The sequence below is a fragment of the Paenibacillus sp. 1781tsa1 genome, assembly GCF_024159265.1.
Classification (GTDB): Bacteria; Bacillota; Bacilli; order Paenibacillales; family Paenibacillaceae; genus Paenibacillus.
Genome location: NZ_JAMYWY010000001.1, coordinates 5,581,457 through 5,604,889 on the forward strand (window position 1 = coordinate 5,581,457; position 23,433 = coordinate 5,604,889).

General features: G+C 48.6%; 24 protein-coding genes. 3 read left to right on the top strand and 21 right to left on the bottom strand.

All coding sequences use genetic code 11. The annotated features are described in order from the left end of the window. Positions 1–446: 446 nt before the first annotated feature. The 6 genes from NKT06_RS25100 to NKT06_RS25125 all read right to left on the bottom strand — a co-directional run bounded on the left by NKT06_RS25100 (position 447) and on the right by NKT06_RS25125 (position 6,418). Positions 447–671, bottom strand: a complete 225-nt coding sequence (locus NKT06_RS25100; RefSeq protein ID WP_017692532.1) for a helix-turn-helix domain-containing protein — start codon at positions 669–671, stop codon at positions 447–449. A 259-nt stretch (positions 672–930) separates the two neighbouring features. Next, on the bottom strand, positions 931–1,920 hold the full coding sequence (locus tag NKT06_RS25105; protein WP_253440442.1) for a YhcN/YlaJ family sporulation lipoprotein: 990 nt from the start codon (positions 1,918–1,920) through the stop codon (positions 931–933). A 266-nt stretch (positions 1,921–2,186) separates the two neighbouring features. Further along, positions 2,187–3,146 (bottom strand): DUF4340 domain-containing protein, encoded by a 960-nt coding sequence (locus NKT06_RS25110; RefSeq protein WP_253440446.1) that lies wholly within the window; start codon positions 3,144–3,146, stop codon positions 2,187–2,189. After that, the gene (locus NKT06_RS25115) at positions 3,143–4,537 is read right to left on the bottom strand and encodes a GldG family protein (RefSeq protein WP_253440449.1); all 1,395 of its coding nucleotides are present in this window, start codon (positions 4,535–4,537) and stop codon (positions 3,143–3,145) included. Before NKT06_RS25115 ends, NKT06_RS25110 begins: the two co-directional genes overlap by 4 nt. Positions 4,538–4,541: 4 nt before the next feature. Next, positions 4,542–5,258 (bottom strand): ABC transporter permease subunit, encoded by a 717-nt coding sequence (locus tag NKT06_RS25120; protein ID WP_253440452.1) that lies wholly within the window; start codon positions 5,256–5,258, stop codon positions 4,542–4,544. Continuing rightward, positions 5,255–6,418 carry an ABC transporter ATP-binding protein gene (locus NKT06_RS25125; protein WP_253440455.1) on the bottom strand — a complete coding sequence of 388 codons (1,164 nt, stop codon included), beginning with the start codon at positions 6,416–6,418 and terminating at the stop codon, positions 5,255–5,257. Before NKT06_RS25125 ends, NKT06_RS25120 begins: the two co-directional genes overlap by 4 nt. A gap of 473 nt (positions 6,419–6,891) precedes the next feature. Here NKT06_RS25125 and NKT06_RS25130 point away from each other — a divergent pair, with 473 nt between their 5' ends. After that, on the top strand, positions 6,892–7,965 hold the full coding sequence (locus NKT06_RS25130) for a glycosyltransferase family 4 protein (protein ID WP_253440458.1): 1,074 nt from the start codon (positions 6,892–6,894) through the stop codon (positions 7,963–7,965). A gap of 64 nt (positions 7,966–8,029) precedes the next feature. On the opposite strand, the gene NKT06_RS25135 is transcribed toward NKT06_RS25130, so the two are convergent. Together NKT06_RS25135 and NKT06_RS25140 are read right to left on the bottom strand one after the other, a co-directional pair. Beyond that, positions 8,030–9,514 carry a DHA2 family efflux MFS transporter permease subunit gene (locus NKT06_RS25135; protein WP_253440461.1) on the bottom strand — a complete coding sequence of 495 codons (1,485 nt, stop codon included), beginning with the start codon at positions 9,512–9,514 and terminating at the stop codon, positions 8,030–8,032. Between the two features lie 264 nt (positions 9,515–9,778). Further along, positions 9,779–10,138: a hypothetical protein gene (locus NKT06_RS25140; RefSeq protein WP_253440463.1), complete on the bottom strand. Its 360-nt coding sequence runs from the start codon at positions 10,136–10,138 to the stop codon at positions 9,779–9,781. A gap of 184 nt (positions 10,139–10,322) precedes the next feature. Between NKT06_RS25140 and NKT06_RS25145 the strand changes: the two genes are divergently transcribed. Together NKT06_RS25145 and NKT06_RS25150 are read left to right on the top strand one after the other, a co-directional pair. Beyond that, positions 10,323–11,561: a glycosyltransferase family 4 protein gene (locus NKT06_RS25145; protein ID WP_253440466.1), complete on the top strand. Its 1,239-nt coding sequence runs from the start codon at positions 10,323–10,325 to the stop codon at positions 11,559–11,561. Continuing rightward, positions 11,558–11,728, top strand: a complete 171-nt coding sequence (locus NKT06_RS25150; RefSeq protein ID WP_253440469.1) for a hypothetical protein — start codon at positions 11,558–11,560, stop codon at positions 11,726–11,728. The genes NKT06_RS25145 and NKT06_RS25150 overlap by 4 nt, the downstream gene beginning before the upstream one ends. A gap of 461 nt (positions 11,729–12,189) precedes the next feature. Here NKT06_RS25150 and NKT06_RS25155 read toward each other — a convergent pair whose 3' ends face one another. From NKT06_RS25155 to NKT06_RS25215, 13 genes are all read right to left on the bottom strand, one after another. Beyond that, positions 12,190–12,906 carry a glycosyltransferase gene (locus NKT06_RS25155; RefSeq protein WP_253440473.1) on the bottom strand — a complete coding sequence of 239 codons (717 nt, stop codon included), beginning with the start codon at positions 12,904–12,906 and terminating at the stop codon, positions 12,190–12,192. 202 nt (positions 12,907–13,108) lie between these two features. Next, positions 13,109–13,825, bottom strand: a complete 717-nt coding sequence (locus NKT06_RS25160; protein WP_253440476.1) for a glycosyltransferase — start codon at positions 13,823–13,825, stop codon at positions 13,109–13,111. Continuing rightward, positions 13,822–14,763, bottom strand: a complete 942-nt coding sequence (locus NKT06_RS25165) for an NAD-dependent epimerase/dehydratase family protein (RefSeq protein ID WP_253440478.1) — start codon at positions 14,761–14,763, stop codon at positions 13,822–13,824. Before NKT06_RS25165 ends, NKT06_RS25160 begins: the two co-directional genes overlap by 4 nt. Beyond that, positions 14,745–15,572, bottom strand: coding sequence for a dTDP-4-dehydrorhamnose reductase family protein (locus NKT06_RS25170; RefSeq protein ID WP_253440481.1), 828 nt, complete (start codon positions 15,570–15,572; stop codon positions 14,745–14,747). The genes NKT06_RS25165 and NKT06_RS25170 overlap by 19 nt, the downstream gene beginning before the upstream one ends. Continuing rightward, positions 15,569–16,555, bottom strand: coding sequence for a polysaccharide biosynthesis protein (locus tag NKT06_RS25175; protein ID WP_253440484.1), 987 nt, complete (start codon positions 16,553–16,555; stop codon positions 15,569–15,571). Before NKT06_RS25175 ends, NKT06_RS25170 begins: the two co-directional genes overlap by 4 nt. Further along, a complete protein-coding gene (gene wecB / locus NKT06_RS25180; RefSeq protein ID WP_253442794.1) occupies positions 16,548–17,639 on the bottom strand; it encodes a non-hydrolyzing UDP-N-acetylglucosamine 2-epimerase in 1,092 nt (363 codons plus the stop codon). Before wecB ends, NKT06_RS25175 begins: the two co-directional genes overlap by 8 nt. A 14-nt stretch (positions 17,640–17,653) precedes the next feature. After that, positions 17,654–19,279, bottom strand: a complete 1,626-nt coding sequence (locus tag NKT06_RS25185; protein WP_253440486.1) for a glycosyltransferase family 4 protein — start codon at positions 19,277–19,279, stop codon at positions 17,654–17,656. 66 nt (positions 19,280–19,345) lie between these two features. Then, positions 19,346–20,485, bottom strand: coding sequence for a CgeB family protein (locus NKT06_RS25190; protein ID WP_253440489.1), 1,140 nt, complete (start codon positions 20,483–20,485; stop codon positions 19,346–19,348). Between the two features lie 60 nt (positions 20,486–20,545). Beyond that, positions 20,546–21,640: a CgeB family protein gene (locus NKT06_RS25195; RefSeq protein WP_253440492.1), complete on the bottom strand. Its 1,095-nt coding sequence runs from the start codon at positions 21,638–21,640 to the stop codon at positions 20,546–20,548. A gap of 421 nt (positions 21,641–22,061) precedes the next feature. After that, complete coding sequence (locus tag NKT06_RS25200) at positions 22,062–22,403, bottom strand: hypothetical protein (RefSeq protein WP_253440495.1); 342 nt, start codon at positions 22,401–22,403, stop codon at positions 22,062–22,064. Between the two features lie 4 nt (positions 22,404–22,407). Then, entirely contained in the window at positions 22,408–22,704 is a 297-nt protein-coding gene (locus tag NKT06_RS25205) for a hypothetical protein (protein ID WP_253440498.1), read from the bottom strand. Next, positions 22,701–23,042, bottom strand: a complete 342-nt coding sequence (locus tag NKT06_RS25210) for an alpha-helical endospore appendage domain-containing protein (RefSeq protein WP_017692510.1) — start codon at positions 23,040–23,042, stop codon at positions 22,701–22,703. Before NKT06_RS25210 ends, NKT06_RS25205 begins: the two co-directional genes overlap by 4 nt. Before the next feature lie 23 nt (positions 23,043–23,065). Continuing rightward, positions 23,066–23,353 (bottom strand): nucleoside-diphosphate sugar epimerase, encoded by a 288-nt coding sequence (locus tag NKT06_RS25215; protein WP_253440501.1) that lies wholly within the window; start codon positions 23,351–23,353, stop codon positions 23,066–23,068. Between the last annotated feature and the right edge of the window lie 80 nt (positions 23,354–23,433).

The following is a 23,433-nucleotide window of genomic DNA, read 5'->3' on the forward strand; positions in this document are numbered from 1 at the left end:
TCGTTACACTTGCCACTTCGATGACAGAATAACCTTCTGATCGCTGTTATCCATAGATTTCTTGAATCACTTTTATATAAGTGGAAATCTGCGGATAAAGGCGAACGCTCCGCTTCTTCAGGTCATTTCTGCCCTCTCCGTTCTAGTGTAAATATGTAGTTTAACTTATATAGATGTAGTACAAAAAAAATCCCAAACCCAATTTGTCCAAACCATTGTTTCACTTTCAAGCCTTACCTACAATCTCATCTGCTTGATATATGTAATCATTATGGTCTACTAAAACAATGAAAACAAGCGATGCTACGTTTCGGATATTCCCTCAATTTATTGTTAGTTCCCTCAATCCATGGTCCATACCAGCAAAAAAGCCTTGCCCCATTCTTCATGACAAAGAATAGAGAAAGGCTTTCATGCTGCTACTTAATCCTAACTGTAATTCGCAACTAGATCTTCAGTTCTCCAAGCTTAATCAGCTCGACAACTGCCTGCGAACGACCCTTAACATTGAGTTTCTGCATCACATTCGAAATATGGTTACGCACCGTTTTCTCGCTGATGAATAACTGCCCTGCGATGTCACGCGTTGTTTTGTCTTGAACCAGTAATTCGAATACTTCGCGTTCACGGTGGGTTAACAAAAATTTGCTTTTATGATCGATACCCTTCAATGTTCACCCCTCCTTGCTCGGGTTGTGTTGGTGTAACAAGGTTAAGGGGATACAGTCAACTCATCTTATGTCAGATCAAGGGCGTTGGTTCAGTTTTATAAGAAAAATGGGCAGGAATTATGTGTTTTATTGTCCCAAAAGAACCTATGTAGTGGCATATGTAATCAAACATTTGAAGATTATCGATCATTAAAACAAACATGCCTCTGCAGCTGATGTTACCATCCCCGCAAAGGCATACTTGTCCATGTCAAAAAAACTACCGATTCATTCGGTTCATGACCCCACCGTCGTGATTACGGTTCATCAGGCCATCGTCAAGGATGCCATCGCGGTGATTCATACCTGCTCCGTTGGTTGGGAAGATACGCTCCACCATCGATTGGAACGTATTGATCATGCCACTAACGGGCTTACCATTACGAATATCTGTGGCATAGTTCTCGACATGCTGCACAAATTCCGGATTGGCTGATACATATACATTCTCGATGTTCGGTGCAAACTGCTTGATTTTGGCTGAAATCTTGCCTTTAATCTCAGCTGATGTGTTATCATCCGTGCTATCTACACGTTGTCCTTCACTTTTCATACCATAATGCCCATCGTCCGTCCCACGTGCTTTGCCGCCATTTGTCAGACCACGCATCATGCCAATTGTACCTGTGCCCATGGTTCCATAGATGCTACGGTCATTCCCCATATGGCTGCGATCCGTTGCTGAATTCGTGTTCAGCCCTGGAGCAATTCCGCTAGTGCTGTACGGAGACATTGTTCCCGTACCGCCATTCACACGCATACCACCCATATCGTGATTCATGTTGCCCCCACGCATGGTATCACTGGCATGATTACGCATCGTTCCATCCAGCATGCTTGTACGACCGTTGGACTTGCTTTCCAACTTGCCTGCATGACCATCTGCCAAACGAACCGCGACATACGCATTACGATCCGTTAACATGACACGGGCGGATTTAACTTCCTTCATCTCCGTGATGCGCTTTGCCAACTCTTCACTGGATTTCAGGTCAGTAACATTATGCATGCGATAACTTTTCGCACGGATGCCATCCATGCCATTCGTTTCCACACCATAACGGTTAATGCCGCTCGCTTGCTGACGAACGCTTTGCGTATGCAGATTGTTGGTATCCCGATTCGTGCCACATCCTGTCAAACCGGCCATTACAAAGATTGCAGTAGACAATGATAACGTAATAGCTGTTGCCTTTTTGACTGCTGGCATGTACTCATCCTCCAATGTATGTTGGTTTTGGTCACAAAGATAGGATGCGCTTCTGTGCGTACCGATATGCTGAAAGGATATGGTACCTTTCCCTGTAGATTTGGGTCTTCGGGTTTTGGTCTTTGCTAATTGGTCTGTGGGTTTTGATCTGTGCAGGAAGGTCTTCGCTATAAAATAAAAAAACAGTACCGCGTGTTCGCAGCACTGTCTACATGTAACTTAAATTTTATTTCAAGTCATTTATTAACTCTTATCTTTTGCGCCACTCATTTTCCTTCTGTTGATGCTTTAATTGTATCCGGGAATTTCTCGGCTTCCATTAAACTCGTCGTCTCCATGGCATATGCCCATTGACCATCCGGCGTAATGACCCAGATCTGATCCGGTTCAGATGGTACGGTAAGTCCCCGATATACATCTCTAACTTGTTGCCCATTAACCATCTGTTCAACAGACAGGGTGAATCGTGGAACAGTACCTTTCAGCTCGGAAGCTTTGCGCACATCATCTGCTGTTGACAGGTTTTTGATTTTACCGATAAGAGATACGGCGTCTGTGGCTTCAATCGTTTTTCCATTCAGTGTCCAGGTCTGCTCAGCAGCACCGTTCTCCGATGTTGATGTTAACATCCAGGTAGCTGCTTCACCTTCCCACTCCAGAGATCCAACATTTGTCTCATCCATGTTGAAAGGTGTAGTATCCAACAGATCACGACGAGACAAAGCTATGTTGGTAATTGCCTCAGTCTGTACGGCAACTACGGGACCCTCATCTACGCGCACATATCGTGCGTCATCTGCTGGAAGCTGGCCACCAATAGCCAGTTTGATCTCCCGATTGTCTTTGAGTTTGATATCCATACGTGTAGCATTTGTTCCTAATCCGTACTTATTCAGATCTGTCGGCGCTTCTTCCACCACCAGTTCCTGGTTCGCACCACTCATAGCATCTAACCAACTGCTAACACTATAACCGTTCAGAGGATAGGCTTTTGGCTCAACCATCTGCCATACGCCATTTTCAAGCGTCAAAGTCGAAGATGCTGCTGCACCAGATGTTTCTGCGGTTGTGTCATGTATTGTGATGGATTGAATATCTTCGGATTGAATACCGAGCAACTTGGCTTGCACCTCTTCTTCTTCCCGAAAATAATTTTGACTGGCCGCGTACACCCAGCCCACAATGAGTACAATGACCACTAGAATCGTTGGAAACCATTTTCTCATACCTGTCTGCGCCTCCACCATAAGAGTACACCGATGATCACAAAGATGAGCGGGAACGCTACAATAGCCACGAAGAAAATCGTTCTGGCCTGTTCGCCATTCAGGTATGCGGTCTCATAGCCAGCTTGTACCCGTGGGCGAATCGTCAATCCATTTTCTTTCTCACTCAAATAATTCACGGTATTCAAAATAAAGTCCCTATTCCCGCCATTCGCAATTTCCGAATCCTGCATGAAAATGGACGAGCCCAGAATAACCGCCTTCGGCTTGCCATCCGTCGTATCGGCTGCATACCCTAATTCCACTGGCCCCTGAATGTCCTCTTCAGCATCATTGGTTGTTTCATTTTGTAATAAGCCGTCGATATTTGTCTCTCCATAACTGTCATTCGAAGAATGAATTAACGGTGAGAGGGTATATTTATCCTGTTCTTTGCTGGTCAACGCAATCGACAGCGACAACATCGGGTACAATTGGCTCGCTGCGAGTTTGTCAGTGATTGCATGTGTACCATACTCCGGCACCACCCATAGTGGTCCCATCGTACTGGCTTGTTGATTATCCACCATGACCGCATGCTCGTCAACGACGCCATAGTCTGCCATGAGGGCATCGATGTTTTTCCAACTGGATTTCATATCTTCTACGAATCCGAGGGATAATAACAGCTTGCCTCCATTACTCAGATAGGTGCGAATGGCCTTCATTTCTGCATCACTAAGATCACGTTGTGGACCTATAATGGCAAGCACATCTGCATCTTCGGGAACCTTCCCGGCCTGATTCAGCTGCAACTCTTCCGTCTGCACATTATTTTGTTCCAAGGAAGATTTCAGCGTAGTCATCTGATCGAGACTCAGTTCTTCATGTCCGGTCAGAAAGACCATTTTATGCATCTCAGTGGATGACATATTCATGAGCGCCTGTGTCAGCTTTTCCTCACCTGTGAACTGATAGGATCCGTCACTGCCGTCACCTGTCGCGGTGAACAAACTGGCGATATCAATCACTTTGTGTTGATCTCCCTGCTCCAGCACAATGGAGCTACCTGTTATGCCGTATTTGGATGCAAGTGCAGGTTCCTGCGTCAGATTATACTGTTTTAATTTCAGCTTACTGTTACGTTTCGTATATTCCTCCACCATATCCGTGACTTCACGGTTCAGCACGGTGTTGTTGGCATTTTCGACGGTTAACACCAGAATGTTGACGTCATCCTTCACATCTTTGATTGCAGTTAGGGACTGGTCAGACAACGTGTATTGTTTGTTCGAGGTCAGATCGAGCTGGAAGCCGCCAAGTGAATTCAGGAACAGTGTTAGCAAAATAAAGATGCCAATCACCGCTACAGACAGCACGGTACTGTTGGTATGACTTAACCATTTTTTCATCTTCTCACCTCCACCGCTTCCGTTCCACAATTTGAATGCTTAACAGCAGAAACACACCTGAAAGTGTGACATAGTACAATATATCCGGTCCGCTAAGCACGCCTTTCATGAAGCTGTCAAACCGGTTAGTCAGGGCAAACGGATCGAGCCAATGCTGCAAAGCAGATCCTGTATTACCTGCGAATGAATCAAGCATCCACAAAACGAGCAAAATAATAAAACCCGCCACTGCAGACACCATCTGATGCTGGGATAACGTGGAAGCGAACAGTCCAATCGCCATCATGCTTCCGCCCAGGAAGAATAGACCCAGCGCAGACATCCATACCGTCGTCATATCCAATGTTCCATAGAACGACATGATAAAAGGGTACACCAGACTGCACAGGATGAGCACGACCAGAATGGCCAGAGAAGCAAGGTATTTGCCAAAAATAATTTCTGTTATACGCGCCGGAGAAGTCAGCAACAATTCATCCGTTCCTTGTCTGAATTCCTCCGCAACAAGCCGCATCGTTAATAAGGGCACGACAAACAGCAGCATGGATAACGTATCTCCCAGCACGAGTCGATAATCGACAATACTCGGCTGGTAATATACGAAACTGGAGTAGAACAGCAAACTGGTCATCAGTACATATACGGCAAAAGCAAAATAGGACGTCGGAGATAGAAAATAAGCTTGCAGCTCTTTGTTGCATATCGCTATCATTCGTCTCATTTGGAGTCCTCCCCTTTGCTGGAATGGGGCGAAGCATCCGTTAATGTACTCGGTGTTGGACTCGTTGTTGTACTCGGTGATGTTCCCGATATACTCGACGATTCGTTGTCCGAAGCTACATCCTCCTGATGCATCTCTGCGTCAGCAACCTTATCCACATCTGCCGAATACGCGTCTGTATCTGTTGTTGTCTCGGTTGTAGTCAGCTTCAAGAAAATCTGCTCCAGACTGAGATTCTCCTTCTTCATCTCCAGTATCGGTAATCCTGCACCGGACAAAAGGTAGAATAGCTCCTCCCGGAAATCTTCCGAGTTTTCTCCAGTAAGAAGCATTTTAACCGTAGTCGCCGAATCTGAAGTAAGTGAAGTATCTTTGGTGGTATTCGCATCTGATGTTTGAATAACTTCACTCCGCACCTTCTCCCACGGTGTCAGCACATTATGTAATTGCTCCGCAGTGGCCTTCACTTCAATCGACACCTTGAACTGATCCCCCATTGCTGATCCGAAATGCTGAGGTGAGCCATCCAGCACGAGCTGTCCCTGATTAATGATCAACATTCGATTACAGAGTGTGCTCACTTCAGGCAAAATATGCGTACTAAGCAGCACCGTATGGTTCTCGCCCAGTTCCCGAATCAGATCTCGGATCTCGATAATCTGATTTGGATCAAGGCCCGATGTTGGTTCATCCAGAACCAGCAGATCCGGCTTGTGAATAATGGCTCCTGCCAGCCCGAGGCGTTGCTTGTATCCTTTGGATAACCCACGTACCATTTGCCTTTCCCGATCCTGAAGTCCCAGTCTGCTAACCATCTCACTGACCCGCAGCTTAACTTCACGTGTCGGAACATCGCGCAAATTTGCTACGAATTTAAGATAGGACTGCACCGTCATATCCGGATACAGTGGGGGAGTTTCAGGCAGATACCCAATCTTGGAACGAACACGCTGACCCTGCTCATGCACCGATACCCCATCCACCAAGATGGAACCCGCGGTTGGATGCAGATAGCCCGTAATCATACGCATCGTTGTTGTTTTTCCGGCACCATTGGGGCCGAGAAACCCGACAATTTCACCACGTTCCATGGTGAAATCCAGTTGATGTACGCCGCGCTGCCCTTCGTAAACTTTGCTGACCTGTTTCACTTCGAGCACATCATTCATCCTTTCCCGTTAAAATACCCGTGCACCATCGTTCGTTATATAAATTCAACTGAAAATATTTACACTTGCACTCCGATGGCAGAATAACCTTCCGATCACTGTTATCCCCAGATTTTTTTGATTCCTTCTTAAATGGAAAAATCCGGTGATAGCGTATGCTTCCGATGTAGCTTTCTTTTCAGAAAGCTTTCAGGCGAACGCTTCGCTTCTTCAAGTTATTTCTGCCCTCTCCGTTGACGTGTAAATGTTACGTTGAAATTATGTAATAAATGATGTACACGGGAAGTTCCTTGTATATTACGTGATCTATCCTAACCTCAGCTTAATGTCACTTAAAAGAAAGCTTAAAAAAATATGTCCAAAATGTGAACAACCTGAACAACACCCACACCCTATACTTCAAGCCAACGTAACATAGAGTACAGGAGAATGTGCTCCTGACCAAAAGTCAGAGGGTGAATCGTGTGAAAGTATTATTCACGTTTTATGTTCCAAGCGGTGGCGTGGATACGTTAAACCGACTGCGCACCGCTGTTCTGAAACGCCATGGCATTGAAGCGCACCTATTGTATCTCAACACAGGCTCGGGATTGCAGAACAACAGTGATACACCCATTTTCACCGCATCCAGTGACGAAGATATCCATCACATCATTCATACTCATCATTATGATGCCATCATTGCCACTTCAGACATCGCTATGCCCGGGCGCTTGAGAGCACTTGGCTATACAGGAAGAATTATTTTTGAGGCGCAGGGGCTTGGAACACGCGATCAGGCTCTGGAAACGATACAGATGGGTGTACCTTACCTTCAAGCCCATTGCGACGCTGCCGTTATCCCCCCCACAGACCACCTTCTGGATATGTTCATTCATATCTGTCCCTGGCTTCATCGGTTTGTTATTCCCAATATGCTGGATACGGACACCTTTGCACCGATTTCGGTGGATACCCCACCCTATCCGGTGCTGGCTTGGGTAGGACGGCTTGAACACAACAAAAACTGGCGTGAATATTTAATCATTTCGAGTGAAATCATCAAAAAAAATCCGCAAGCCAGACTATGGTTATTCCATGATCCTACTTTGGCTAATCCAGAAGATGAAGTCATGTTCCGACACATGCTGGCAGAATACGGACTTGAGGATCGGATTGGCATCTTCATTAATGTTCCTCATTCTCAGATGCCTGCATACTATTCGATGATTGCCGCTTCAGGGGGGATCATGTTATCCACTTCCCTGCTAGAAGGATTCGGCTATGCCGTCGCTGAAGCCATTAGCTGTGGCTGCCCGGTGCTCAGTACAGATTCAGATGGTGTGCGCTCATTTATCACACATAATAAGACTGGAAAGTTTTATCCAATTGGAGATGTAAAGGCGGCTGTAGCCGAAGCAAGGGACCTCATGAAGAACAAGAAACTGCGGGAATATATCCGCATTCAGGGCAGACAGCATATGAGCTTGTCTTTCTCACCCGATCGATATGCCATTTCTTTCCGTGAAATGATGACAGCACTGCGAATTTTCCATTGAGCATAGCAAAAAGGCAGTTCAGCAAGATTCTCTGAACTGCCTTACTATGTTACTTTAGAAAGTCTTAGTGTCCCATCATCATCGCGGGATCAGGCTTGTCGCCATTTTGAAGTTCTTCTTCCGGCATCGGTTTTGGTTTGCGCAGAATCAGACTGAGCAAACAGCCGAACAATGCAATACAAGCGGCCAGGAAGAACGTATCATTGAAGCCACCCACCAGACCTTGAACTATAGCGGTCGGCTCTGCACTCGTTGTATTGTCTGCAATTCTTGAAGTAAGGAAACCTGTGAGCCCTGCAACCGCAAAGGACACGACCACTTGCTGTGCAGCAGCGGTGAGCGGTGTCACCCGTCCAACCAACTTACGCGGTGCAGCATTCAATACATGAGTATTGAGTGGCATCATGGACAAGCCCATACCCAGACCCATCATAACCAGAGCCGTGATAATCAGGCCAAGACCTGTCTCTGCCGTGATGGAGGAGAGAATAAACAAGGCTCCCGAGATAATTCCCAGACCCACGAAGGCCAGAGGTCTAGCACCGATTTTATCAAACAACCGACCACCAAGCGGCATACCCACTCCGGAAGCCAGAGCCTGCGGAAGCAGAATCAATCCCGTTTCCAGTGCAGTGTACCCTTTGATCTGCTGCAAATACAGCGGGATCAGGATCATCGCACCGAACAGCGCCACTTGTGACACCCATGCGAGAATAATCCCCCGTGAGAAATCAGATGATTTGAATACCCGGAGTTCGAGCAAAGGATTTTGATGACGAAGTTCTACAATAATGAATAAGATGAGCGCCACACCACCTACGATTACACCAGTCAGTGTTGTTGTAGATGTCCAGCTCGTTCCACCCTCGCTCACACCATAGGCAAGCATCGAAAACGCAATTGGCGCCAGAATCATACCTAGCAGATCCAGTGCAGGCGTGCGTCCACGATCTGTATCAGGCAAAAATTTGATACATAGAATGAAAGCTGCAATACCAATGGGCAGATTAATCAAGAAGATCCAGTGCCAGCTCAGTGATTCAATAAACCAACCGGACAATACCGGGCCCAGTGCAGGGGCAAGCAGCATGGGAATTCCGAGCATACCCATGATGGAACCTCTTCGTTCAGGAGGTGCAAGACGAAATACCATCGCCATACCAATAGGAGCAACCATGCCTCCCCCAAGGCCCTGAATGACACGGTAAATGATTAATTGCTCAGGTGATTGGGCAATGGAGCATAACACAGAACCCAAGGTAAACATGGCAATCGTGAACAGGAATACTCTTTTGGCACCGAAGCGGTCAGTTAACCAACCTGCCAGTGGAATAACCGCAGACAAAGCCAGGGTATATCCCGTAACCGTCCATTGGATGGTCTTCAGATCCGTCTCGAAATATTGAACGAGATTCGGAATGGCCACATTAACAACGGTACTGTCCAGAATAACCATGATCATTCCGACGATAATAGCCAGGAGTGGCAAAATAATGGTTTTAATCGAAAACTCTGCCGGCTCCTGTGATACTGCTGTTTGTTCTTTCACGTTCTCCACTCTCTTTTCCGGCCAGCAGATCACAGGCTGCTGCCTGCGTCTCACTATGCCTATATTCTCTCGACTGATTTCAAACTATCGTTTTAAATCGTCGTTTTAAACTTTCGTTTAACACTGATCTAATTCTAATGAAAATACCTTTGCTGTCAAGCTATTTTTTTCAGGAATTTCACTATGGATGCAATATAAAAAAATGGAACAGGCACTTCCCTGCTCCACACGTTGGTTAATCATGACTATTCAATGATGTCCATATCAATCTGCAAGCTTCATCATCTGATATTCTGACAGTATGCCCAATGTCTGCCCGTGAATACTTCTATAATACATGCGAATAACCAGATGATTCAGTGAAGAGCTGTTGCTGATGATCCTCAGCTCATAAGGCTCGGAAGATACATCCAGATTGTGAATGACCTGATTACCGCCCGCTCCCCCCGAATTCGAATTTATATGAAAAAGATGTCGGTACAGTTCTCCGTGAGTACTGGCTCCGCCAACAAATACATCTGTCCCTTCCTCGCCCCCCACATAGGCCAACTCCACGTCCATGTATTTAATGGGAACAAACGTCTGTAACATATTTTCATGAATATTAAGCACATATACAACCACTGTAGATCCCTCCTTCGGCGTATGAGCCTTTCAATACATAGGATATGCTTCCCCTTGTCTATTGTCATTTGCTTTCACCCATTTTCAACCAATTACACGGAAATGCCCGACCTTCCGGTCCTCTTTTTTCATAGAATAAAAGCATAGAAGTTCGGCCGGTGCAGGCCGTGACAAGGGGGTAGCTATGAGAGTTCTGCTCGTTACGTATTGGGAGCTTACACATATGGGAGGCATATGGACATATGTTAAACAACTGGCCGACAGGCTAGTTGCACTTGGTGTAGAGGTTGATATCATGGGCACAAATGGTGCCAAAAACGAAGTATATGTTCGTAATCTGAACCGCGCTTTCTCCAAGGATACGGTGTGGCCCATGCTGCAAGCCAAACTCAATCCGACCGATCTGCCACAATTCACTGCCGATCCGCTTCTTGCTTATTATGAACTGAATAGATATGCCTTCGAGATGGCCGCCGCTTATCTGGGGGTGGACCACTATGACGTAATTCATGCGCAAGATCCCGTAGCCGCCGTAGCCATAAAACGCATCTTAAACCGCAATATCCCACTGGTTACCAGCTATCATGGGGCACTTGCCCGCGAGGCCTTTTACGATGCTCAAAATTCCAACCCGCAACTTACTCTCTCTTCCTATCTGCAATCCAAACGTGGACGTTATTTTCTCTCATTGGAAGAGCGAAGTGCAGCACAATCTGAGCTGATTCTGGTGTCCAGTCACTGGATCAAAAGTACACTTACAGAGCTCGCGGTGCCAGAGTCGAAGTTCAGACAGATTCCCTATGCTATCGACCTGCCAGCCTACCGTGCCTCAGCAGCCGTGAAATTTCGCCAACGACCACCGGCTGGCAAGAAAGTCATTGCCTTTACCGGAAGGCTGGAATACATCAAGGGCGTTCATGTGTTAATTAAGGCTTTAGCCAGTCTGAAAAGTATACGTTCCGATTGGATATGCTGGATCGCAGGAGAAGGCAATCTATCCGATGAGTTGCGGGCACAGGCCACAGCGGCAGGCATTGGAGCGGATGTTGTGTTCTGGGGCAAACTCGATAATATTCCTTCCTTCCTGCGTCATGCAGACATCTATGTCCAGCCCAGCCTGCAGGACACCCAGCCCTTCTCCGTGACCGAAGCACAACTGGCGGGTATACCTGTTATCGTCAGTGGTACAGCCGGCATGCCTGAGATGGTTGAACCTGGGCGTACAGGATGGGTTGTTCCTCCGCAGGATGTCGACTCGCTCCGTGAACTGCTGAATGCATTACTCGAGGATAACGTTACTCGGAGAACAGTGGGTGCTGCGGCGAAAGCTTGGGCTGAACAACATCGTTCACTGGAAGAAATGGGATTGCGTACATTTCAAGTCTACCAGGAAGCTATTTACAGAGGAGGACAACCGATATGACATTGCTTGTACCGAGTGATCTATACAATCGCTGGTTTTCGACTCCGGTCTCCACACCTCACATCGACGTGGATTACGCGATCATGAATCAATTGATGCAGAAGTTGCCCAAAGGCTATGTATTTCCCGATCCTGTGTCGATGGAGATCATGTATTCAAAGGATTGAGTTGTCCCATTATATGCTGTCTTCATTTAACATGCCGGAATATTGTACAAGGGATGTCCCACATGTCATACAAATGACTGAGGACATCCCTAGTTTGCTTTATCATATTCTAACGAATCCAGCAGACGCTACTTGTTCCCTTCTGCACAGGGTCTGTCATGTAACGAATCACAGAGACGTTATTTCATCCATCGTGGTCGAATTCCAGATTTAAAAGCCATTTTGCAAAGGAATAACGTGACTGAGATTCGTTAGAATTTATTTTTCATAATAATTGCTCTGATAAGACGTGTCAGGTTCGTTAGCACTTGGAGCAGGGAAACCCTGATTTTTTATTTTCCACCTCCCTCCCCAAAAAAAGAGCTCCCCCACTTATAGCACATTAAAAGTGCTTCATAAGGGTGCTCTCATGTCCATTTAATACCTCTTCCATCCAGCCATCATTGGCACATCCGTCTACTTCACTTCCAATACCCACCGACCTGGAGCAAATTGTACAAAATAGGTCTATGCTTCGCTTGAACACGTTCCATCTCGGCCACCAGTGCCTTGAAGTGACGTTTGGTCCCCATTGAATCATGCAGACGATAACACATCAGGGGCTCATTGTAATAGAACAGCTCATACATCGGAAACAGTCGCAACCACATCTCGTAGTCATGGGTGTAGCGGAAATCAGTATCGAACATGCCAAACCGCTCAAATGCATCCATCTCTAACATGACAGTACAGCCGTTGATCGGACAACCTTCAAGCAGTACCTGCAACATTTCCAGACGACTGCCCACTTCCGGCCGCACCGTATCCAACCATTCACTCTTCTCATTCACATAATGGTAGGCACCATGACAGAATGAAGCCTTGACCTCGCGCATAAACTTCAACTGTTTCTCCACCCGGTCCAGCAGCATCACATCATCTGAACTGAGCCAGACAAAGTAATCCCCTGTTGCCTGTTTGATGCCCTCATTCAATGCTGTCGCAGTTCCACCGTTTTCTTTGCGAATATAATGGATAGAATCCATGAATGGCTCTAGCCGCTCCACATGCTCGGTTGACCCATCATCCACCACGATCACTTCAATATGCGGATACGTCTGGTGAATGGCACTGTGAACAGCCTGCTCGATGTACGCACAATTATAAAAAGGGATGACGATCGATACTTTCGGCTCCATTCGGGGCCCCCTTCCTCCGCTTATCTCTGCATAGCGATTGCTTTCCTACATTTTATGAAGATCCATTCGATCAGTATTGGACATCTGCGGTGTCGCGGAAGCACATTTCGATCCGATACCACCTTTACTATCATCGGGTAAAATGCTGCGCAAAGAGGGCGTCAATCAGCCACCTTGTGGCCTCATAACTGCCCTCCCTACGCTAACCGCCAAGCGCCGCTATGCGCTGCAACAACGGATCGCGATATCTCGACCATACCATGGATGCTTCTCTGCCGATGACATCCGCATGACGAACGGATCCCATTCCCCCATGCCACCGATATGCCGTAAGCGGTTCGTTCAGGTATGGGAACCGATGACCGTTCAGTATAATCCGCATCCAGAGATCCAGATCATGCGTGTAGGGCAGAAGTTCATCGAACAGCCCTACTCCGCTGAACAGATCCTTGCGAATCATGACCGTGCAGCCATTGACCGGATTGCCGTGGACAAATCGCCGCAGTAAGTCCAGATCCGACATCGGTTCAGGTCCACCATGCATTTTGGTAACGGCCGAATGCTCGTTGATATAGTGAAAGTTCGTATGAGATACGAGCACATTCTCACGCTGCATAAACTCCAGCTGATAACGGATTTTATCGGGATAAAGGACATCGTCCGAACTAAGCCAGGCTACATAATCACCAGAGGCATGACGGATACCATGATTAAGTGCCGAAGCTGTCCCGCCATTGCTTTTGCCAAGCACATTAATATAAGGGAGATAAGGCTGGAGCAGCTCTGCATGCCGGGTGGAACCGTCATTCACGACAACGATCTCCACATCGGAATACGTCTGGTTCAGCGCACTCTGAATTGCCTGAGGCACATAAGGGCAGTTGTAGAATGGAATGACAATGGATACTCTCGGATTCAACTTGTCGTCCTCCCTTGCTGGGCACGAACATCACTCAGGATATCCTGAAGTGATGTGGCGAATGGAATCATCGGCTGCCAGCCAAGCTTGCGCAGCAGTGATAATTCCTCCTGTTTCCCCGAACCGTCCGGACCAGAAGATGCTCCATCCCAGCGAACAGGGACTTCCGCTTCTGTCATGGACAAGAGCAGATCTGCAATTTCACCTAGACTGCGCTCGACGCCAGACACCACCGGGTATACTGTACCGCTGGACCCCTGTATCAGGAGGGTTGCATACGCTCTGACTGCATCCCGCACATCGAGAAAGTCACGGGTATTGTCCCGTCCGGACAGACGGAATGCCTCCGTTTTGCCCGCCTGCTCACAGGCAACAACATGGCGCGCAAGCAGGGAACAGATGCCTGTAGAAGGACCCGCACCAATCAGATTGCCCGGCTCCGCCAGCATGATCTGCTGTCCGAAGAGCGACATCCACGACAAGGACACCATCTCTTCCAGAGCTTTGCTGAGGCTGTATGGGTGCGGAGGCTGGGGAATCCGGCCAGGTTCCTGCGTATATTTTAACCTCGATCCAACAATAACGGTTCGTGCTGCCGGACAACTGCGAAGCGCATCCAGCAAATACAGCACGGCCATCACATTGGTCTCCAGGACCAGTAACGGATCAGACCATGAATCAGGCACTGAATTTTTGCCAGCGAGATGCAGCACATAGTCGGGCTGCACCTCGCTGATCAGATGACGTACTTGCTGTTTATCGTTCAGATCACAGACATGGACTTGAGTACCTTTACCAAATGAATGTACACCCGGTCTCCGGACTACCGCTGCAACCACTGCACCAACTTCCTGAAAATAAGATACGGCATGTCGCCCGGTAAAACCGGAGGCGCCTGTAATCAGTACTTTCTTGCCCGTCAGCTCTGCTCCATCCATAATGCCAACTCCTTCAGCATTGTAGAATAATCCGGCAGGTCTGTCTTCACATCCTCGCGAGTGGACACCAGCGTACGGTCCTGCACAACACTGTCATCACGTACAATCGTCACATCCTGCTTATTCCAGGTCTGTTTGAACAACACAAGCAGGTCATGCTTGCTGACAGGTGTTGGATGAGCTAGATGGATCAGACCACTAATGGATGAGGCCAGGTAATGGTCAACCCATTTGGCCAGCTCAAGTGTGGTTACACCGTTCCAGAATACGCGGGTATACCCGCCGACTTCACCTGTGCGGGACATAAACCATTGCATCAGACCAATGCCGCCTTGCCGAATTTCGGGTCCAATGATGGACGTACGGATCGTCAGATGACCTTCATCCTGAACTTCACCAAGTGCTTTGGTAATGGCGTAAGCTGAAGTTCCATCCGTAACATCATCTTCCCGGTATGCTCCCCGATCCCCGCTGAACACACAGTCTGTGCTGATATGAATCAGGCGTGCACCAATCGTATCGGCAACCCGCCGCAAACGATGCGGCAGGAACCCGTTAATATGATAGGCCGTAATTTTGTCCTCATCTGCAAAGCTGTTCAACACACCTACTGCATTAATAATCACATCCGGGTGCACCGCTTCTACCAATCGATCAACCATGAAGCTGTCGTTCACATCCAGGAGCAGACCATTGGGGTCCGTTACATCACGAGTTGTGTAGAAGACGCTGTGCACACCTTGACGGCGGAAATAGTCGACCAGAATATGGCCGGCCATTCCGTTTCCACCAAGTATCAGCAGTTTCATGACAAGAATCCTCCGCGCTTGAGAATTTCATGAATCTCCTCTTTGGTCATCAGTTGGTGTTCAGAACTGAAGCTGTTAAAGGAGACCGGTGGACAATTGGTATAATGTTCACGCAGACCTGGTATACCCAGGGTAGGAAGAATAACCAGGTACTGTTCATCATAGACAACGGTGGTCATGCTCTCGAATTCACTCATCAATATTTCATGGATTTTCTCCCCTGGACGAATGCCCCGTTCCACAATGCTCACATTCTCCACACCGGAATCCTCAATTAATACTTCCGCGAGATCAACGATTTTGCAGGTTGGCATCGTCATGACAAAGATCTCTCCGCCGACACTTTCCACAGAAGCTTTGAACAACAGGGTAATTGCATCCTTCAGCGTGAGAAAGAACCGAGTCATACTCATATCCGTGATGGAGACCTGCCCTTTCTGGCGGATCTGATTCTTGAACAGATGTACCACACTGCCGTTCGTTCCCAGTACATTCCCACCCCGTACCGTAACAAACTTGGTATCACTGTGTAACAAGTTGGCATATACAATTAATTTCTCGCCGATTGCTTTGGTCATGCCGTAGAAGTTGGACGGATTGGCAGCCTTGTCAGTCGAGATATAGATTACTTTTTCCACCTTGTTCTCAATAGCGGCTTCAATCACGTTTTGTGTACCAATCACATTGGTTTTGAGTGCTTCGTACGGCTGGTCTTCACACACCGGAACATGCTTGAGCGCCGCCAGATGAAATACATAGTCCACATGCTGGCAAGCCGCCGTCAAGGCATCCTTGTCACGAATATCTCCAATCCGGAAATGAAGACGTGGGTCTTCAAATTCACGACTCATAGCCACTTGGCTGGACTCGTTCCGGGAATATACAATAATTTCTTTGGGCTGCTGGGGCAGCAGTTGAGCCACAAGTTCATAACCCCATGATCCCGTACCGCCAGTCACGAGTATACGCTTATTTTCAAACATGCATTTTCCCTCCAAGCAGAAATTTAACCACTTTACCGGATACATCTGTTGCTTTGTAACCTTGCGGGCAATCCCAATCAGTAGACATCTGCGTCATGACTTTTACGCAATCAGCGATGCGTGTCGCATCTAGACCGGAGACCACATTGCTTCCGCAATCCACCGTTTCCGGCCGTTCTGTCGTTCGACGCATGGTTACGGTCGGCACGCCCATAATGCAGCACTCCTCCTGCACAGTACCACTGTCCGTGAGCGCACAACGTGCATGACGTTCGAGCATCACAAAATCGAAGAATCCAAACGGCTCGTGAAACTCTACCAGTGGGTTCATCTCCAGCTGAAGATGCTCCGCAATCCGGATCGCTGTACGCGGATGAATGCTGCAGATCACACGCAGCCCGTGTTCTTCTGCGACCTGGTTCAGTCCTTTCATAATCTCCAGCAGATGAGGGGCATGATCCACATTCTCGGCTCGATGGGCAGTAACCAAAAAATATTGCCCGGACTTCAGCTTCAGCTTCTTGAGGATTTTGCTGGAGTTTACCTGTGCGTCATAGTGCTGCATCACTTCATAGATGGGATTTCCCGTGAGCACGATGCGCCTGCTTGGTACACCTTCGCTGACCAAATGTTTCTTGCTCTGTTCCGTGTAGGGCATATTAACAGTGGAGATGGCATCAATAACCTTGCGATTCTTCTCTTCAGGCACATCCAGGTCGAAGCAACGATTGCCTGCTTCCATATGAATAACAGGAACACCCATGCGCTCAGCCAATATTGCACATAATGCACTATTGGTATCACCGAGCAGCAGTAATTTATCGGGCTTCTCCTGCAATATCAGATCTTCCATCTGCGTAAACATTGAGGACAGCTGTCGTCCCAGAGAGGCCGCTTCATCCTGAAGAACGTAATCCGGTGCGCGCAGGCCCATTTCCTTGAAAAAGAGACCACTGAGACTTTCCGTGAAGTTCTGTCCCGTGTGCACCAGAATATGTTTGGAAGCGTACTGGTCCAGCTTGGAGATGATCAGGCTGAGCCGTATGATCTCAGGTCTCGTACCCAGCACCGTCATGATCTTCATCGTAATCCCTGCCTTCATCTTGTATTGGAACCCTTACGCCCTACTCGGCTACGTCCCGCCTTGGCAGATTTGCGTCTGCGGCTAGCCGATTTCCCCATATGCGGACGCGGTCCCTTCGTTGTACGGGTTCTCCCCTTCCGTCGGCCAGTTCCGGAAGTACGTTTCAGTCCCTCACGGTCTCGGCGAGAATGAGGTGCAAGTGACTTGCGACGGCGTTTCCGCGGTTTGCCCCTCTGTTGTATCAGCTTTGCAGCTGGGCCAGTACCTGAGGCAACAGGAGCATCGTGACCCAATGCGATCGGAGGTAATGAGGAAAGTGGCAACGCCTGTATGACAGTTAGCGGGAATAACAGTGCCCGAACCGTGGCCGGCTCCAGAACCAGTACCGTGCGTAGTCCTCCCTCCCCATGGGTGTACACAGGTCCATTCGGAGGTTGGATATAAGCAAACCATCCGGGAAAACGCAATAACCACTGTGTCACCATCGTATGCAGTTTCGTCCGGTAGGTTTCAACCCCGTAGAGCCTTTCCGCTTCTGTCCGATTGCGCCACCCCGTATTCGAGGCCAGCTCTGAATCATTCAGCAAGGTTGTCGCCAAGGTGACAAGCGCTTCGGTATCACCCGGCGGGGCCAGAAATGCACCACTGCCTACGGATTCCATTAATTCCTTCAGTCCACCCTGAGCGAAAGCAATGACCGGTTTGGCAAAATAGAGACCCTCCAGTGCGGTCATGCCGAATCCTTCTTTGACCATGCTTGGGATGACCACGATATCCATTGCGGTATACGCCAGAGATACGTTCTCTTCAAACGTAGTGAAGGTAAATCGGCGTGAATACCCTGATTTTTTCACCCGTGATACACACTCGTCGTAATACTTTTTATCCGATGGTGCCCCGATGATCCAGAAGCGACAGCGGGAATGCGTTTCACAGATCCTCAAGGCCATATCCACAAAGGGTTTCAAACCTTTGGCATCATATATAAAGGAAGAAATATAACCGATACAAGTCTGTGATGCCTTAAAACCAAGTTCCTTGCGCTTGCGCTCGCGCAGATGAACCCAGCGGTCCGGAGCGGGCAGCGCGGGTTCCCAGGTCGGCGAAATGACGGTTAGTTTGTCACTCATGCCAGCTTGATGAAATGGAGCTACCGCTGTCTCGGAGATACCGATAATCCAGTCTGCGTAACGACCAATCATCTGGATCGCCTCAGTTGTATGGTCATTCGTATGAATGATCTCGGTAATCTTCCAGATGACCGGAATCTGAAGCGACTTCGCCGCTATTGCCGGCATCACATTGACACAGGTATTCGTTAACACGAGATCGGGAGCAGTCTCCCGTATTAGGGAAACTGCTTCCTGATATGCTGGTGTGTGGCGAAGATGCTCCGCATCATTTGCAATACCCAGGTAAGGTGTGTACACACCGTGAAGCATCGGCAGAGTGCATATTTTGACCTGAATGCCGAATCTTCGCGCTAGCCCCGCAAGCTTCCCATCCTGGGGAACAATGAGCACACATTCAAAGATCGTACCGATCTCTCTCATAAAATGAAGCAGCAGCTTCTCTGCACCTGTAATGCTGCGAGTATTGCATACATGGGAAAATAACATCATCTTAGGTTTCGTTGCCATGGCCGCACGGACCCTGTATGCGGATATCCGATACAGGGTACTGTGCACACCTCCTCCCGGCCAGGATTAAGGAAATATGATGGTTAACATTTCATTAATTCTTTTGCCATACGTGTGGTCTTTCAGGGTACGTTCGAGTCCACGAAGGGCAATCTCACGGCGTTCCTTCTCATGCGTAAGATAATATTCCACCTTGTCGAGTAACTCCTGCGGCGAGGAATAGGTCTCAATCTCCACACCTGGTTTGTAGAAACGCGCGATGTCATCCCGTGCGTCGGTCAACTGCAGCGTTGTGGAAGCAGCAATTTCAAACGTTCTCGGGTTCGGTGAGGCTGGCGGGATTTTGAGGTGATTATTATTGACGGAATCATCTTCGTGAGATCGATGCAGGTTAATGACGATTTTGGTGCCATTGTACACATCATTGGTCTCCTGCGGACTCATCCAGCGGCCGAGTTCAATCTTCTCGCCATAGGCAGTATAGTCAGGCAGACGGTCCCACCAGATTCCGTTAAATACTGTATTGTGTGACATCAACTGAGGCATGATCGGATTGAAGAAGTATACCCGGTTCCAGTAGGCCGAACCGATAAAACTGATTTCCCGTTTTAATGGAGAAGGGGTTGTAATCGGAAAATAATGATTGGTGAATGCGGCAAAAGGGAGGTAGTGAACCGACGCACAGCCGATTTGTCTATATAGATCGATGCAGTTCAGTTCCAACGTGAATACATGGTCAAAATGTTTGACGATATCAAGCGTCATGTCTGTATAGTACGGGTCATCGGTCAGCCAGATTGCCGTCTGAATGCCGGCTTGGCGAATCGCATCGATATGCTCGATGGGTATATCCATTCCATCCAATACAAGCACCAGATCAGGACGCGTCTGCAACGCAATTTCAGAAACCGGTTGACGCGGATCAGTGAGGGTTACCTGAGCTACCATTCCCTGTAGCGTGGCCATGATGGCCTCATCCAACGGAGAGTAAGGGAACCCTTTACCCGAAGATACATACAGCACGTGAATTTGCCGGAAAGGCAACGGTTCCTGTGCACAATTCACAATATAGTTGGCGCGACCGCGCAGATATCCTTCTTCCTTACCTGCGTCATATCCGGCATGTTGCCCATTTTTGCGCGCTTGATCAGCCAGGCTCAGTACAGGTGCATGAACCTTTTTGGTTTTACGGTGTTTGAGAGACATACCGCCACTCCTTTATTTTTTGGGATAGGTTACTCGTTGGTGCTGTACTTCAGATGGGGATTACAGATGTTCCAGCAACTGACCGATGCGGCGAGTGAATGTGTGCTGGTTCATCGTGGTGAGAAGTCCCCGCCATGCCATCGCCTGTCGTTCTTCTTCATGCTTCAGATAATAGTGGATCTTGCGCTGAAGTTCTGCTGCGTTGGTGAAGGTCTCGATGTCATATCCCGGCTTATAATAACGGGGCAAATCCGCACGCGCATCCGTAATCTGCATTGTGCCGCAGGCGCTAATCTCATACGTTCGTGGGTTAATGGAGTGACCTTCAAGATGATGGGTATTGCGATTGTCTTCCCCATTCTCGCAAGTCCGGTGAATGTTAATGACAATCTTGGCGCCATTGTAATAATCTACTGTCTCTCCGGGAGCAATCCATCCTTCGTGGATGAAACGGCCTAGTACATCAAAACGTGCCAGCCGGTTCCACTGGCTACCCGCAATGAATACCTTTTTGTCCGCAAGAAAAGGAGCCAGCTCATCAAACAAGGCAATCCGGTTCCAAAATCCGGTACCGATAAAACAAATGTCGTGCTGATGCTGCGGTGCCGCGCGACGCGGTTGAAACATCCCCGGATTCACCGCAAGTGGCATATAGATAACCCGGTTCGCTCCATGTCCTTGATAGAATGGCACAGCGGCCTCTTCATGCGTGAACACGACATCATAGTGTTGACACAGGGACACTGTATCTTCGGTGAAATACGGATCATCCACAAACCACACGGCTGTTCGAATACCGAGTGCACGTATGCCCTCCACCTGCTCCAGATGATCCGGGGGAAATACATGCAGACCATTCATAACGAGCACAACATCTGGCCGATGCTGACTGGCTTCCTGCAACATCGTTGCTGGCGATCCAACAACGCATTCACGTACAGACTGCTGCAGGGCCAGGGTGACACCTTCATCGATGGCATCGAACCCTTGCGGAATGTACAGCACCTTCATGTCCCGCAGGGTCGGTTCAAACATCTGCACCCGCTCCATCATGGCTTGACAGCCGCCAAATCTGCGGCCTTCTGCATATCCGCCGCGGTAAGCTGTCTCCGCTTCAGTTAGCGGACGGTGTCTTCGTTTTGCCACATTCTTCACCCTGTCTTCCTTCAGGAGATCTCACTTCCAGACTCTCCCCGAGATTGGTCTTCCCTCTAAAGGATATGCCTCGGGGTCAGATGCATCATGGACGGGTGTCCTGCAAGGCGCAAAATTGGCGCTTGCCCTCCACATCCGCCTGTACGGGCATGTCCGCTTTTGCGGCGATGCAAATAGCCCAGAGGGATCTGTCCCCCCGGGCTATCATCATTTGTTAGAAGATGTTCAAATAAGTCCGCGTTTGATTACGAAGGATGCCTATCGGCATCACCAGCATCGAATATAGAATGCAGCCGAAATAAGCGGGAGGCTTACGAAGTATGTTTCCTTTGAAAACATTGTAGTTGCTCACGTAGTCTTCCCTATGCTCCGCACTCTTGGATAGGTATCATTCCATGCAGGAATAACCGTGTCTACTCGGTTACTGTGCTTTGTACGCCAGCTGATGTCCGTCCTCGAATCCCTTGGCGAAACCCGCGTTGAATCCCTCGTTGTACGCCTCGTTGTATCCCTGGCTGTACGCACCGTCCGGATTCGGATCGGTAGGGGTAGCCGGGACGATTGGTTGTACGGGCTTCGGACTCCGGTGCCGCCGTACCGTACGTTTCTTTTTTTTGAGCCACGCACTGCGTCCTTTAAGTGGGCGTTTGTGAAGAACACGTTTGGCTCTGAGCGCACGCAGCTTGCGAATTTTGCGCAGACGGGCGCCACGAGTTACCAAAGCTCTTTTGGTTCTCAGTCGTATTTTCTTCTTCTTTAACATGTCATCATTCCTCCTGTATGTCCCGAACGATACGTATCGCACACCCGGGGTCTTTGAGCCACGGCAAGCCAGGCTCCCCATGCTGGATTCGGGCCAGCCTGATTCCCGTAACCATACGAGACATTTCTCCCTGATAACGACTCAGCAGACGAATGTTCTCGGCCAGACTGCGGGCGGATACTTCCGAATGAGCGGTTACACTGGCTACACTGTCCAGAATGCGTGCCAGCGCCTGCTGACTGTGTGCAATGGATTCAATGAGGGCCAGTTTAGCTTCCTGCTCACGCTGCATCAGACTCATTTTCCCATGTCTCCCAGATCCATGCCGCCAAACATGCCACCGTCCATACCGCCGCCATCTTCGCTATCGTTCTGTACCATCACCGCTTTGAGATTGTTGCACAGTCCGGTTTCCATCCGGGTTAATCCTTCCAGCAACTCCACCAGCTGATCATGCATTTTGAGCGGCTCGCCTACCTGATCCCCATGCGTCAGAAAGGTATCTCCATTCAGATGATTCAGCGTCCAGTTCCGTACCTTCTCGGCCTCAATCGCTTTTGCCTCCAGGATCAGGGCAATATTCCACTGCATCTTGGCTGCTGCGTCCAGCATCAGAATGAGGCTCTGTTCTCTACTCATGTTCCATCACCCGCCTTCCGGGCTTATTCTTCCTCTTGAACTGCAATCTCCCGCATGACTTGGGTCAGCGTTTCGGCTACAGCCTCTTCCAGATCTGCAAGGCCACCCAAGTAAGAAATAATGCTTTTGTTGATTTGCCCAGAGCTATCCAGCAGACCCTCAACGCCATCCAACTCCGGTTCGATATCTGGCAAATGATTGATGATTTCAGACATGCGTACAGCGACTTGGCGTTTGGCATCCAGCACACGTGCGATCTGCTGGTGAGAGTGTGCAATATGTGTGATGATTTCATCGATTTTGCTCTGCATGGTCCTCCTCCTTACCGTCACGGCCTGCTTCACCCATAGAAAAACCCGGCCTATCAGCATTTGCCTGTTACAGCATATGC

Excerpts from the sequence above, each read along its gene's own strand:
- NKT06_RS25105 (WP_253440442.1), bottom strand. The coding sequence starts at position 1,920 with ATGCCAGCAGTCAAAAAGGCAACAGCTATTACGTTATCATTGTCTACT.
- NKT06_RS25110 (WP_253440446.1), bottom strand. The coding sequence starts at position 3,146 with ATGAGAAAATGGTTTCCAACGATTCTAGTGGTCATTGTACTCATTGTG.
- NKT06_RS25115 (WP_253440449.1), bottom strand. The coding sequence starts at position 4,537 with ATGAAAAAATGGTTAAGTCATACCAACAGTACCGTGCTGTCTGTAGCG.
- NKT06_RS25120 (WP_253440452.1), bottom strand. The coding sequence starts at position 5,258 with ATGAGACGAATGATAGCGATATGCAACAAAGAGCTGCAAGCTTATTTT.
- NKT06_RS25145 (WP_253440466.1), top strand. The coding sequence starts at position 10,323 with ATGAGAGTTCTGCTCGTTACGTATTGGGAGCTTACACATATGGGAGGC.
- NKT06_RS25150 (WP_253440469.1), top strand. The coding sequence starts at position 11,558 with ATGACATTGCTTGTACCGAGTGATCTATACAATCGCTGGTTTTCGACT.
- NKT06_RS25155 (WP_253440473.1), bottom strand. The coding sequence starts at position 12,906 with ATGGAGCCGAAAGTATCGATCGTCATCCCTTTTTATAATTGTGCGTAC.
- NKT06_RS25165 (WP_253440478.1), bottom strand. The coding sequence starts at position 14,763 with ATGGATGGAGCAGAGCTGACGGGCAAGAAAGTACTGATTACAGGCGCC.
- NKT06_RS25170 (WP_253440481.1), bottom strand. The coding sequence starts at position 15,572 with ATGAAACTGCTGATACTTGGTGGAAACGGAATGGCCGGCCATATTCTG.
- NKT06_RS25175 (WP_253440484.1), bottom strand. The coding sequence starts at position 16,555 with ATGTTTGAAAATAAGCGTATACTCGTGACTGGCGGTACGGGATCATGG.
- wecB (WP_253442794.1), bottom strand. The coding sequence starts at position 17,639 with ATGAAGATCATGACGGTGCTGGGTACGAGACCTGAGATCATACGGCTC.
- NKT06_RS25185 (WP_253440486.1), bottom strand. The coding sequence starts at position 19,279 with ATGGCAACGAAACCTAAGATGATGTTATTTTCCCATGTATGCAATACT.
- NKT06_RS25190 (WP_253440489.1), bottom strand. The coding sequence starts at position 20,485 with ATGTCTCTCAAACACCGTAAAACCAAAAAGGTTCATGCACCTGTACTG.
- NKT06_RS25200 (WP_253440495.1), bottom strand. The coding sequence starts at position 22,403 with ATGTTAAAGAAGAAGAAAATACGACTGAGAACCAAAAGAGCTTTGGTA.
- NKT06_RS25205 (WP_253440498.1), bottom strand. The coding sequence starts at position 22,704 with ATGAGTCTGATGCAGCGTGAGCAGGAAGCTAAACTGGCCCTCATTGAA.
- NKT06_RS25210 (WP_017692510.1), bottom strand. The coding sequence starts at position 23,042 with ATGAGTAGAGAACAGAGCCTCATTCTGATGCTGGACGCAGCAGCCAAG.
- NKT06_RS25215 (WP_253440501.1), bottom strand. The coding sequence starts at position 23,353 with ATGCAGAGCAAAATCGATGAAATCATCACACATATTGCACACTCTCAC.